Annotated in this window: 7 protein-coding genes; all 7 read right to left on the reverse strand. The window is 67.5% G+C overall.

Features of this window, described 5'->3' with window-relative positions:
• Positions 1 to 10 precede the first annotated feature (10 nt).
• The 7 genes from fusA to AC3YNX_RS01410 all read right to left on the reverse strand — a co-directional run bounded on the left by fusA (position 11) and on the right by AC3YNX_RS01410 (position 13,085).
• On the reverse strand, positions 11 to 2,113 hold the full coding sequence (gene fusA / locus AC3YNX_RS01380) for an elongation factor G (RefSeq protein WP_127783994.1): 2,103 nt from the start codon (positions 2,111 to 2,113) through the stop codon (positions 11 to 13).
• A 142-nt stretch (positions 2,114 to 2,255) separates the two neighbouring features.
• On the reverse strand, positions 2,256 to 2,726 hold the full coding sequence (gene rpsG, locus AC3YNX_RS01385; protein WP_127783995.1) for a 30S ribosomal protein S7: 471 nt from the start codon (positions 2,724 to 2,726) through the stop codon (positions 2,256 to 2,258).
• Entirely contained in the window at positions 2,726 to 3,100 is a 375-nt protein-coding gene (gene rpsL / locus AC3YNX_RS01390) for a 30S ribosomal protein S12 (RefSeq protein ID WP_127783996.1), read from the reverse strand. Before rpsL ends, rpsG begins: the two co-directional genes overlap by 1 nt.
• 320 nt (positions 3,101 to 3,420) lie before the next feature.
• Positions 3,421 to 7,374, reverse strand: coding sequence for a DNA-directed RNA polymerase subunit beta' (locus tag AC3YNX_RS01395; protein ID WP_489994963.1), 3,954 nt, complete (start codon positions 7,372 to 7,374; stop codon positions 3,421 to 3,423).
• A 156-nt stretch (positions 7,375 to 7,530) separates the two neighbouring features.
• Positions 7,531 to 11,058, reverse strand: coding sequence for a DNA-directed RNA polymerase subunit beta (gene rpoB, locus AC3YNX_RS01400; RefSeq protein ID WP_127783997.1), 3,528 nt, complete (start codon positions 11,056 to 11,058; stop codon positions 7,531 to 7,533).
• A 343-nt stretch (positions 11,059 to 11,401) separates the two neighbouring features.
• Entirely contained in the window at positions 11,402 to 11,887 is a 486-nt protein-coding gene (locus AC3YNX_RS01405; protein WP_127783998.1) for a hypothetical protein, read from the reverse strand.
• 334 nt (positions 11,888 to 12,221) lie between these two features.
• Positions 12,222 to 13,085, reverse strand: coding sequence for a hypothetical protein (locus tag AC3YNX_RS01410; protein ID WP_489994384.1), 864 nt, complete (start codon positions 13,083 to 13,085; stop codon positions 12,222 to 12,224).
• Between the last annotated feature and the right edge of the window lie 29 nt (positions 13,086 to 13,114).

The raw sequence follows: 13,114 nt of genomic DNA on the forward strand, positions 1-13,114 counted from the left end.
CCCCGATGGGTTACTCCCCCGTCGCCTTGGCGATGATCTCCTTGGCCACGTTGGCCGGGACCTCGGCGTAGGAGTCGAACACCATCGAGTAGTTTGCCCGGCCCTGCGTGCGGGACCGGAGGTCACCGACGTAGCCGAACATCTCCGACAGCGGCACGAGCGCCTTGACGATGCGCGCACCACTTCGTTCCTCCATGGCCTGGATCTGGCCACGGCGGGAGTTGAGGTCGCCGATCACGTCGCCCATGTAGTCCTCGGGCGTGATCACCTCGACCGCCATCAGCGGCTCGAGGATGACCGGGCCGGCCTGACGAGCAGCCTCCTTGAGCGCCATGGAACCGGCGACCTTGAAGGCCATCTCGGAGGAGTCGACCTCGTGGTAGGCACCGTCGAGCAGGGTCAGCTTGATGTTGACCAGCGGGTAGCCGGCCAGGATGCCGTACTGCATGGCGTCCTGCGCACCGGCGTCGACCGACGGGATGTACTCGCGGGGGACGCGGCCACCGGTGACCTTGTTCTCGAACTCGTAGAGCGCGCCGTCCTCCGAGGTGAACGGCTCGAGCTTGATGATCACCTTGGCGAACTGGCCGGAGCCACCGGTCTGCTTCTTGTGCGTGTAGTCGTACTTCTCGACCGTCTTGCGGATGGTCTCGCGGTACGCCACCTGCGGCTTGCCGACGTTGGCCTCGACCTTGAACTCGCGACGCATGCGGTCCACCAGGATGTCCAGGTGGAGCTCGCCCATGCCGCCGATCACGGTCTGGCCGGAGTCCTGGTCCAGGTGCACCTTGAAGGTCGGGTCCTCCTCGGCGAGCTTCTGGATCGCGATGCCCAGCTTCTCCTGGTCGGACTTCGTCTTCGGCTCGATCGCCACCTCGATGACCGGGTCCGGGAACGTCATCGACTCGAGGATGACCTGGTGCTGCGGGTCGCACAGCGTGTCACCGGTCGTGGTGTCCTTCAGACCGATCACGGCGTAGATGTGACCGACGCTCGCGTTGGGGACCGGGTTCTCCTTGTTGGAGTGCATCTGGAAGATCTTGCCCAGACGCTCCTTCTTGCCCTTGGTGGAGTTGACCACCTGGGCACCGGAGTCGACCCGCCCGGAGTACACCCGGACGTAGGTCAGCTTGCCGAAGAAGGGGTGCACCGCGATCTTGAACGCCAGAGCCGCGAACGGCTCGTCAGCGGCCGGCTTGCGGACGAGGAGCTCCTCCTCGTTGCCGGGCGCGTGGCCCTGCACCGACTCGACGTCCAGCGGGGACGGCAGGTAGTCGACCACGGCGTCGAGCATGGGCTGCACGCCCTTGTTCTTGAACGCCGAGCCACACAGCACCGGGTACAGCTCGCTGGCCACGGTGAGCTTGCGAATCGCCCCCTTGACCTCCTCGACCGTGAGGTCCTCGCCACCGAAGAACTTCTCCAGCAGGGCCTCGTCGGACTCCGCGACGGTCTCGAGCAGCTCCTGGCGGTACTGCTCGGCGCGCTCGGCGAGGTCCGCCGGGATCTCCTTGACCTCGTACTTCTCGCCCAGCTTCGTCTCGCCGGTCCAGACCTTGGCGTTCATCTCGACCAGGTCGACGATGCCCTCGAACTGGTCCTCGGCACCGATCGGCAGCTGGATGACCAGCGGCTTGGCGCCCAGGCGGTCCTTGATGGTGTCGACCGTGTAGTAGAAGTCCGCGCCGAGCTTGTCCATCTTGTTGACGAAGCAGATGCGCGGGACGTCGTACTTGTCGGCCTGGCGCCAGACCTGCTCCGACTGGGGCTCGACGCCCTCCTTGCCGTCGAAGACCGCCACCGCGCCGTCCAGCACGCGCAGGGAGCGCTCCACCTCCACGGTGAAGTCGACGTGACCCGGGGTGTCGATGATGTTGATCTGGTTGTTGTTCCAGAAGCAGGTCACCGCGGCAGAGGTGATCGTGATGCCGCGCTCCTGCTCCTGCTCCATCCAGTCAGTCGTCGAGGCACCGTCGTGGGTCTCACCGATCTTGTAGTTCACACCGGTGTAGAAGAGGATGCGCTCGGTAGTGGTGGTCTTACCGGCATCGATGTGCGCCATGATGCCGATGTTGCGGACCTTGTTGAGGTCGGTCAGCACTTCCTGTGCCACGAGTGTGGTCCCCGCTTACGTTCATCGGTGGGTCAGCGGTGAGGTGATCACACACAGACCCTGGTGGTGGTCGATCTTCTTGTGCAGCACGTTCTGGTCGAGAAGGTGGTGGAGCTGCCCGGGGCCTGGGCCCCGGACCGGCTCACCAGCGGTAGTGCGCGAAGGCCTTGTTCGACTCGGCCATCTTGTGGGTGTCCTCGCGACGCTTGACCGCCGCACCGAGGCCGTTGCTGGCGTCGAGCAGCTCGTTGGCGAGGCGCTCCACCATGGTCTTCTCGCGACGGGCGCGAGAGAAGGTGACGAGCCAGCGCAGCGCGAGGGTGTTCGCACGGCCGGGCTTGACCTCGATCGGGACCTGGTAGGTGGCGCCACCGACGCGGCGGCTCTTCACCTCGAGGGCCGGCTTCACGTTCTCCAGCGCCTTCTTCAGGGTCAGCACGGGGTCGGTGCCGGTCTTCTCGCGGCAGCCCTCCAGCGCACCGTAGACGATCGACTCCGCGATCGACTTCTTGCCGTCGAGCAGGATCTTGTTGACCAGCTGGGTGACGACCGGGGATCCGTAGACCGGGTCGTTGACCAGCGGGCGCTTCGGTGCGGGGCCCTTGCGAGGCATTAGCTCTTCTCCTTCTTCGCGCCGTACTTGCTGCGGCCCTGCTTGCGACCCTTGACGCCCTGGGTGTCAAGGGAGCCGCGAATGATCTTGTAACGCACACCAGGGAGGTCCTTCACGCGACCGCCTCGCACGAGCACCATGGAGTGCTCCTGCAGGTTGTGGCCCTCACCGGGGATGTACGCGGTGACCTCGACCTGGCTGGTCAGCCGGACACGAGCCACCTTGCGCAGAGCGGAGTTCGGCTTCTTCGGGGTGGTGGTGTACACGCGAGTGCACACGCCACGACGCTGGGGACTCCCCTTCAACGCCGCCGTCTTGAGCTTGGCGACCTTGTCCTGGCGACCCTTGCGGACCAGCTGCTGGATGGTGGGCATAGACCGGCTTTCTCGTATTGATGCGATCGGTGCGATCGTGGCTTCTCTGTACGTGACGTCGTTGGTGCTCGTGCAGCCTTGTCCCCGCGGTCGGGCGTGTCGGACTCCCCAACAGCAACATCCTGCGCGGAGACCTCGTGCTCACGGTCTCCCGGAATGGACGGGCACACTGCAATCCCGACCGAGGCCGGGCACGACCGCCAACGATACCTTTTCAGTTGCGGTGAGGTCAAAATGACCCCGCTCCGCGCTCCCTGTCGGCGCCACCGTGGGCCCCAGGCAGAGTGCCTGGGGCCCACGGGGTGGCACCAGCTCGGAGGTCAGCGGTAGTCGCTGCCGCCGAACCCGTAGTCGTCCAGCGGGACCGCAGCGCCCGTGCCGGTTCCGAAGGCGTCGGGCGAGTAGTACCCGTCGTCGAAGGACGGCATGGCGTAGGCGGCCGCGCGGGCCTCCTCGGTCGGCTGCACCTGGATGTTGCGGTACCGGTTGATGCCGGTACCCGCCGGGATCAGCTTTCCGATGATCACGTTCTCCTTCAGGCCCACCAGCTTGTCCCGCTTGCCGTTGATGGCGGCATCGGTGAGCACGCGGGTGGTCTCCTGGAAGGAGGCCGCCGACAGCCACGACTCGGTGGCCAGCGACGCCTTGGTGATGCCCATGAGCACCGGACGGCCGGCGGCCGGCTCGTTGCCCTCGGCCACGACGCGCCGGTTGGACGCCTCGAACTCGCTGCGCTCGGTGAGTGAACCGGGCAGGAACTCGGTGGCACCGGAGTCGATGATGGTCACGCGACGCAGCATCTGCCGCACGATCACCTCGATGTGCTTGTCGTGGATCGACACACCCTGGCTGCGGTAGACCTTCTGGACCTCGTCCACCAGGTGCATCTGCACCTCGCGGGGGCCCATCACGCGCAGCACCTCGTGCGGGTCGGACGCGCCCTCGAGGAGCTGGTCGCCCACCTCCACGTGGTCACCGTCCTGGAGCACGCGCTCGGTGCCGTCGACCGCGATGGTCTTCAGGCGCGAACGCTTGGACAGCTTCTCGTACACGACCTCCTCGCCCCCGTCGTCGGGAACGATGGTGATCTTGTAGAAGCGGTCGTTGTCCTCCAGCCGGATGCGCCCGCTGACGTCGGCGATCGGGGTCTTGCCCTTGGGCACCCGCGCCTCGAACAGCTCCTGCACACGCGGCAGACCACCGGTGATGTCGTCACCGCCGACGCCACCGGTGTGGAAGGTGCGCATGGTCAGCTGCGTGCCGGGCTCACCGATGGACTGTGCCGCGACGATGCCGACGGCCTCGCCCACGTCCACCAGCTTGCCGGTGGCCATGGAGCGGCCGTAGCAGGTCGCGCACACGCCGGTGGCCGACTCGCAGGTGAGCACGCTGCGCACCCGCACCTCGGTGACACCGCCGTTGAGCAGCGTCTCCAGTGCGGGGTCGCCCAGGTCCGAGCCCGCGGGCACGACGACGTTGCCGTCGACGTCCACCGCGTCGGAGGCCAGCGTCCGTGCGTAGGTGCTGGTCTCCACGTGGGCGTCGCGCACCAGGGTGCCGTCGGGCTGGCGCTCCGCGATGGTCATCATGATGCCGCGCTCGGTGGCGCAGTCGACCTCGCGGACGATGACGTCCTGCGACACGTCCACCAGACGGCGGGTGAGGTACCCGGAGTCGGCGGTGCGCAGCGCGGTGTCGGCCAGACCCTTGCGGGCGCCGTGGGTGGAGATGAAGTACTCCAGCACGGACAGACCCTCGCGGAAGTTCGCCTTGATGGGACGGACGATGTTCTCGCCCTTGGTGTTGGCCACCATCCCTCGCATGCCGGCGAGCTGCACGACCTGGTTCATGTTTCCGGCCGCACCCGACTTCACGATCATCGGGATCGGGTTGTCGTCGGGGAAGTTGGCCTCCATCGCGGCGGCCACCTCCTCCTTGGCTGCGGTCCAGATCTTCTCGAGGTCGCTCTGCCGCTCGGGAGCGGCGATCTTGCCCCGGGCGAACTTCTTCTCGATCTCGTCGGCCTGCAGCTCGTAGCCGTCCAGGATCTGCTGCTTGTTCGGCGGCACCAGGACGTCGGAGATGGCCACGGTGACACCCGAGCGGGTGGCCCAGTAGAAGCCGCAGTCCTTCAGCTTGTCCAGCGTCTGGGCCACGACCACCATCGGGTAGCGCTCGGCGAGGTCGTTGACGATCGCCGCCTGACGCTTCTTCGGCATCGCCTCGTTGACGAACGGGTAGTCCGCCGGCAGGAGCTGGTTGAAGATCACCCGACCGAGCGACGTCTCCGCCACCCACGGCTCACCCGGCTTCCAGCCCTCCTCCAGCATCCGCGGCTCGTCGGCCTTGGACGGGCGCAGGTCGCTGACCCGGATGCGGGTCATCGCCTGCACCGACAGCACGCCACGGTCCATCGCCATGATCGCCTCGGCCGGCGTGGAGAACACGCCGCCCTCGGCCACGTCGGCGCCGGCGAGGCGCTCACCCGGAGCACCGTCGACGATCCGGGTGAGGTGGTAGAGGCCGGTGACCATGTCCAGACGCGGCATGGCCAGCGGGCGACCCGATGCCGGCGAGAGGATGTTGTTCGACGACAGCATCAGGATGCGCGCCTCGGCCTGGGCCTCGGCACTCAGCGGCAGGTGCACCGCCATCTGGTCACCGTCGAAGTCGGCGTTGAACGCCTCGCACACCAGCGGGTGCAGCTGGATGGCCTTGCCCTCGACCAGCTGGGGCTCGAAGGCCTGGATGCCCAGACGGTGCAGGGTCGGCGCGCGGTTGAGCAGCACGGGGTGCTCGGAGATGACCTCCTCGAGCACGTCCCACACCTGGGCGCGACGACGCTCGACCATCCGCTTGGCCGACTTGATGTTCTGCGCGTGGTTGAGGTCCACCAGCCGCTTCATCACGAAGGGCTTGAAGAGCTCCAGCGCCATCAGCTTGGGCAGACCGCACTGGTGCAGCTTCAGCTGCGGACCGACGACGATCACCGAACGGCCGGAGTAGTCCACGCGCTTGCCCAGCAGGTTCTGGCGGAACCGACCCTGCTTGCCCTTGAGCAGGTCGCTCAGGGACTTCAGGGGCCGGTTGCCCGGACCAGTGACCGGACGACCGCGACGACCGTTGTCGAACAGGGCGTCGACGGACTCCTGCAGCATCCGCTTCTCGTTGTTGACGATGATCTCGGGCGCGCCGAGGTCGATCAGTCGCTTGAGGCGGTTGTTGCGGTTGATCACGCGGCGGTACAGGTCGTTCAGGTCGGAGGTCGCGAACCGGCCACCGTCGAGCTGGACCATGGGACGCAGGTCCGGCGGGATCACCGGGACACAGTCCAGGACCATGCCCTGCGGGTTGTTGCGGGTCTGCTGGAACGCCGCGACGACCTTGAGTCGCTTGAGCGCGCGCAGCTTCTTCTGGCCCTTGCCGCTGCGGATGGTCTCGCGCAGCAGCTCGGCCTCCGCGTCGATGTCGAAGACCTCCATCAGCTTCTGGATGGACTCCGCACCCATGGCCGAGGTGAAGTACTCGCCGTAGCGGTCGACCAGCTCGCGGTGCAGCATCTCGTCGATGACGAGCTGCTTGACCGACAGCTTGGTGAAGGTGGTCCAGATCTCGTCGAGACGGTCCAGCTCACGACCGGCGCGGTCGCGGATCTGGCGCATCTCGCGCTCGCCGCTGTCCTTGACCTTGCGGCGGACGTCGCTCTTGGCGCCCTCGGCCTCGAGCTCGGCCAGGTCGGCCTCGAGCTTCTGGGCCCGGGCCTCCAGGTCGGCGTCACGCTGGTTCTCCACGGTCTTGCGCTCGCTGACCATCTCGGCCTCGAGGGTGGAGAGCTCGTTGTGGCGCAGCTCGGTGTCGACGCCGACGATGACGTAGGCGGCGAAGTAGATGATCTTCTCGAGGTCCTTGGGGGCCAGGTCGAGCAGGTAGCCCAACCGGGACGGAACGCCCTTGAAGTACCAGATGTGGGTGACCGGGGCGGCGAGCTCGATGTGGCCCATCCGCTCGCGGCGCACCTTGGCACGCGTCACCTCGACGCCGCAGCGCTCACAGATGATGCCCTTGAAGCGGACACGCTTGTACTTGCCGCAGTAGCACTCCCAGTCCCGGGTGGGACCGAAGATCTTCTCGCAGAACAAGCCGTCCTTCTCAGGCTTGAGCGTGCGGTAGTTGATGGTCTCGGGCTTCTTGACCTCGCCGAAGGACCAGTGGCGGATGTCGTCTGCCGTGGCCAGTCCGATGCGTAGCTCATCGAAGAAGTTGACGTCGAGCACGTCGCTTCCTTCTCCCTTGGGGGTAGTGGCGCTCATGGTGCGAGCGGCCTAGGGGTGTGGACTTGTCCCTCCTCCGGTGCAGCCCGCGTGGGGCTGCACCGGAGGAAAGTGGTCGGCTCACCGGGTGAGCCAAACCTGCTGAGGCGGTTCGCCGCCTCAGTTCACGACGTCTTCGACGGTCACCGACTCGTTGCGGGAGAGGTTGATGCCGAGGTTGGCAGCAGCACGCTCCAGGTCCTCGTCGTCACCCCCGCCCATCTCGATCGCCGCGCCGTCACTGGAGAGCACCTCGACGTTGAGGCACAGCGACTGCAGCTCCTTGAGGAGCACCTTGAACGACTCCGGGATGCCCGGCTCGGGGATGTTCTCGCCCTTGACGATGGCCTCGTAGACCTTCACACGACCAAGGACGTCGTCCGACTTGATCGTGAGCAGCTCCTGCAGCGTGTACGCCGCGCCGTAGGCCTGCATCGCCCAGCACTCCATCTCACCGAAGCGCTGGCCACCGAACTGCGCCTTACCACCCAGCGGCTGCTGCGTGATCATCGAGTACGGGCCGGTGGAGCGGGCGTGGATCTTGTCGTCCACCAGGTGGTGCAGCTTGATGATGTACATGTAGCCGACTGCCACCGGGTACGGGTACGGCTCACCGGAGCGACCGTCGAACAGGGTGGCCTTGCCGTCGCCCTTGACCATCATCTCGCCGTCCCGGTTGGGCAGCGTGGACCCGAGCAGCCCGGTGATCTCGTTCTCCCGGGCACCGTCGAACACCGGGGTGGCCGTGCGGGTGCCCGGCTCCGCGGAGTAGAGCTCCTCGGGCAGCTTGCTGGCCCAGTCCGGGTCGCCGTTGATCTGCCAGCCGGTCTTGGCGATCCACCCGAGGTGGACCTCCAGGATCTGGCCCAGGTTCATCCGTCGCGGAACACCGTGGGTGTTCAGGATGATGTCGATCGGCGTGCCGTCGGGCAGGAAGGGCATGTCCTCGGCGGGCAGGATCTTGCCGATGACGCCCTTGTTGCCGTGCCGGCCGGCGAGCTTGTCGCCGTCCTGGATCTTGCGCTTCTGGGCCACGTAGACGCGGACCAGCTCGTTCACGCCGGGGGGCAGGTCGTCGTCGTCGTCGCGGGAGAACACCCGGATGCCGATGACCTTGCCGGTCTCGCCGTGGGGCACCTTGAGGCTGGTGTCGCGCACCTCGCGGGCCTTCTCGCCGAAGATCGCGCGCAGCAGCCGCTCCTCCGGGGTGAGCTCGGTCTCGCCCTTGGGCGTGACCTTGCCGACCAGCACGTCACCAGGCTGGACCTCGGCGCCGATGCGGATGATGCCGCGGTCGTCGAGGTCGGCCAGCACCTCCTCGGAGACGTTCGGGATGTCCCGGGTGATCTCCTCGGCACCAAGCTTGGTGTCGCGGGCGTCGATCTCGTGCTCCTCGATGTGGATCGAGGTGAGGGTGTCGTCCTGGATCAGCCGCTGGCTGAGGATGATCGCGTCCTCGTAGTTGTGACCCTCCCACGGCATGATCGCCACGAGCAGGTTCTTGCCCAGGGCCATCTCGCCGTTCTCGGTGCAGGGACCGTCGGCCAGGACCTGGCCGGACTCCACCCGCTGACCCTCGTCCACGATGGGGCGCTGGTTGGTGCAGGTGCCCTGGTTGGAGCGGGCGAACTTGCGCATGCGGTAGGTCTGGCGGGTGCCGTCGTCGGCCATCACGGTGACGTAGTCGGCCGAGACCTCCTCGATGACGCCGGACTTGCTGGTGACGATGACGTCACCGGCGTCCACCGCGGCCCGCAGCTCCATGCCGGTGCCGACCAGCGGTGCCTCGCTGCGCACCAGCGGGACCGCCTGGCGCTGCATGTTGGCGCCCATCAGCGCGCGGTTGGCGTCGTCGTGCTCCAGGAACGGGATCATCGCCGTGGCGACCGACACCATCTGGCGCGGGGAGACGTCGATGTAGTCGACGCCGTGCGGGTCGATGTAGTCGACCTCGCCACCCTTGCGGCGGACCAGCACGCGCTCGTCGGCGAGGTTGCCCTCGGCGTCGAGCGTCGAGTTGGCCTGCGCCACGACGAAGCGGTCCTCCTCGTCAGCGGTGAGGTAGTCCAGCTGGTCGGTGACGTGTCCGTCGACGACCTTGCGGTACGGCGTCTCGATGAACCCGAAGGGGTTCACCCGCGCGTAGGACGACAGCGAGCCGATCAGGCCGATGTTCGGGCCCTCAGGGGTCTCGATCGGGCACATGCGGCCGTAGTGGCTGGGGTGCACGTCGCGGACCTCGAAGCCGGCGCGCTCACGAGACAGACCACCCGGGCCCAGCGCGGACAGGCGACGCTTGTGCGTCAGTCCGGACAGGGGGTTGGTCTGGTCCATGAACTGGCTCAGCTGGGAGGTTCCGAAGAACTCCTTGATGGCCGCCACGACGGGACGGATGTTGATCAGGGTCTGGGGCGTGATCGCCTCGACGTCCTGGGTCGTCATCCGCTCGCGCACCACGCGCTCCATCCGGGACAGACCCACGCGGATCTGGTTCTGGATGAGCTCGCCGACGGTGCGCAGGCGCCGGTTGCCGAAGTGGTCGATGTCATCCACCTCGACCGGGACCTCGACGCCGCCGGGGGCGGTCATCGTGGTCTCGCCCGCGTGCAGACGCACCAGGTACTCGATGGTGGCGACGACGTCTTCCTCGGTCAGCGTGCTGCTGGTGACCGGCTGGCCCGCGTTGAGGCCGAGCTTCTTGTTGATCTTGTAGCGGCCGACCTTGGCCAGGTCGTAGCGCTTGTCCTTGAAGAACAGGTTCTCCAGCAGGGTCTGCGCGCTCTCCCGCGTGGGGGGCTCGCCCGGACGCAGCTTGCGGTAGATGTCCAGCAGGGCCTCGTCGGTGCCCGCGGTGTTGTCCTTCTCCAGCGTCGCCATCAGGATCTCGCTGAAGCCGAAGCGCTCGGTGATCTGCTCGGTGGTCCAGCCCAGCGCCTTCAGCAGCACGGTGACCGGCTGGCGGCGCTTGCGGTCGATGCGCACACCCACGGTGTCGCGCTTGTCGACGTCGAACTCCAGCCACGCACCGCGGCCGGGGATCACCTTGACGCTGTGCACGTCCTTGTCGGTGGCCTTGTCGACCGCGTGGTCGAAGTAGACGCCCGGGGAGCGCACCAGCTGGGAGACGACGACACGCTCGGTGCCGTTGATGACGAACGTGCCCTTGTCGGTCATCATCGGGAAGTCACCCATGAACACCGTCTGGCTCTTGATCTCGCCGGTGTTGTTGTTGATGAACTCCGCGGTGACGAACAGGGGCGCCGCGTACGTCATGTCCTTGTCCTTGCACTCCTCGACGGAGGCCTTGACCTCGTCGAAGCGCGGGTCGGAGAAGGACAGCGACATCGAGCCGGAGAAGTCCTCGATCGGGGACAGCTCCGTGAGGATGTCCTCGAGGCCACCGGACTCGGCGTTGTCGCCCCGGGAGAGCGCCCGCTCGCGCCACACCGGCGAACCGATCAGCCACTCAAAGGAGTCGGTCTGCAGGTCGAGTAGGTCTGGCACCTCCAAGGGCTCTTTGATCTTTGCGAACGAAACCCTCTTGGGGGCACCAGGGATGCCTACAAGCTTTGACTGGTCAGCAGGACCGGTCTTCTCGGGAGTGGTCTTGGTCTGGCGGGAGACTGCCAAGATGCATCCTTCCAGCACCTCATGCGGGCCGTCGCTGCTCGGACGGCCGCTGCTTTGTCGACACTGAACGACGGCTCTACCATGGGCAGATCCCTCGTCCAGACTCTGTTGCGGGCGGCCTGCTCTCGACCCCGGGTGTAGCTGATTTTGGGGTGCGGACAGCAGGAGACCAGCGCAACGTTGGAGTTTAGCCCCTGTTTCGGCCGTTGTCGAGTCGGGCAGCCTCGATCCCACGCAGTCAAGCTGCGCGCGCAGGCACAAGCGTGGACGCCACCTGCCGGTGCGTCAAGGGTGCCACGCGCGGCGTGTCGGGTCCCGGCGACGACCCGGGACCGGGGCGGGCCCGGGCGACGCGACGTGATCAGGCCTCGGTGAGCCCGGACAGCAACCACTGCCCGTTGTCCCGCAACAGGTTTGCCGTGAATCGGTAGCCGCTGGCCTGCAGGGCCTGACCGTTGTTGTCGGCGTTGATCACCACGAAGGCGATCACCTCGGCGCGGTCGCCGCTGAGCAGCCGGACCCCGTTGGAGACCACGGTCGCGCTGGTGGTGGTCTTGGCCTGGGTGGCCACCTTGCGGATGTTGTCCCGGTTGGAGTTGTACTGGTTGGCCATCTCCGGCGTCATCAGCTTCACCGCGGCGTCGAAGTCGGCGTCCAGCGTGGTGTGGCTGTAGGTGTAGGCGGTCTTCAGCACGTTGGCCGCCGCAGCGTTGACCTCCTGGGTGGCCGGCTGGTCCACCAGCGCGGTGTTGGCGGTGTCACCACCGTCGCCGGAGCTGTTGTGGATCACCGAGGTGACGGCGAGCACGACCGCCGCGACCAGCATGAGCGCCACCAGGGCGGACACCGCGATCCACCGCGGGTTGCTCAGCGAGGTGCGGGACGGTCGGTTCCGCCGCTGCCGCGGGCGAGCACTGGCCGGCTGCGCGGAGCCTGCCGAGGCCGCTGGGCTCTCCGTGGTGGTGCTGCTGGGGTCCGGCCGGCCAGTGTCCGCGGAGCTGGGAGCTGCCGTCGCCGAAGCGTGCGGCTGCGGGTCCTGCGTGGTGGGACGGGCACGGGTGCCAGCCACCGCCGGGCGGCGCCGGGGGGTGGGACGGGGTCCCGGGCCCTTGCGGTTCACCGGTGGCATCGGTACGTGCTCCTCTCGCAGCTGCTCGGACGGTGGTGGCGGCGGGTGCCGGTCACTGTCCGGCCTGCGTCGGCTCGTTGGGCTGCAGGTTGGAGACCTTCCAGCCATCTGCGGTGCGGACCATGGCCAGGGTCAGCGCCAGACGCTGCTTCTGGCCCGTTCCGCCGGCCTGCTCCGAGCCACCGGGCGCGGCGGCCGGGCTGCTGGGCGCAGGTGCGGCGCTGGGATCGGTCGAGCCGCCGGGGGCCGGCGCTGGGGTCGGGCTCGGGGCGGGAGCTGGCGTGGCACTGGTGAAGGTGGTGTCCACGAAGACCAGCGCGCTGGCCGTGCCGGCGCCGGAGTCGAGCTCGGTGAGCGCGGCGTTGGTGACCGTCGAGGTGACGGAGCCCTTGGTCTGCGCGATCCGCTGGGTGAGCTGCGCCTCCTGCTGGGCGTACTGCTCGGCCAGCTCCCCGGTGATGGCGTTGCGCCACGCCTGCAGGGTGCCCTGCGGGTCTCCGCCGTTCACCGTGGTCATGGTGGCCCCGACGCTGCGGGCGGCTTCCACGGCGGCGTCGCGGTCGGCGGTCACCGACGTGGGGCCGGACTCGCTGAAGCTGTCCACGGTGTACCAGATCGCTCCGCCCAGCAGGGCAGCCGCGACCACGACCGCGGCTGCTGCCGTGGCGACCTTGGTTCGTCCGGGCTGGCGATCCCCGGTGCCCCGGCCGTCGTCGCCCGCACCGTCCTCGGCCTCCGTGGCGGTGCCGGCACTGCGGGCGGCGGTGCCGGTCACGTCGCCGGACTTCTTGCTCAGGTCAGGAGCAGCTGGCTCCCCCTGTGCGGCTCCCGTGTCGTCGGTGGGGGCCCCGCCGTCCTGGCGGCGGCCGTGGTTGCTGTCGTCGACGCCGTCAGCGTCGAGGCGTGATTCATCCATTGCCATACATAGTGCCGGACTTCTCCGAC

Source organism: Rhodococcus sp. Z13_19A (assembly GCF_058133575.1).

Bases quoted from the DNA above. Each gene is read 5' to 3' on its own strand.
- rpsG (WP_127783995.1), bottom strand. From the start codon at position 2,726: ATGCCTCGCAAGGGCCCCGCACCGAAGCGCCCGCTGGTCAACGACCCG.
- rpsL (WP_127783996.1), bottom strand. From the start codon at position 3,100: ATGCCCACCATCCAGCAGCTGGTCCGCAAGGGTCGCCAGGACAAGGTC.
- AC3YNX_RS01410 (WP_489994384.1), bottom strand. From the start codon at position 13,085: ATGGATGAATCACGCCTCGACGCTGACGGCGTCGACGACAGCAACCAC.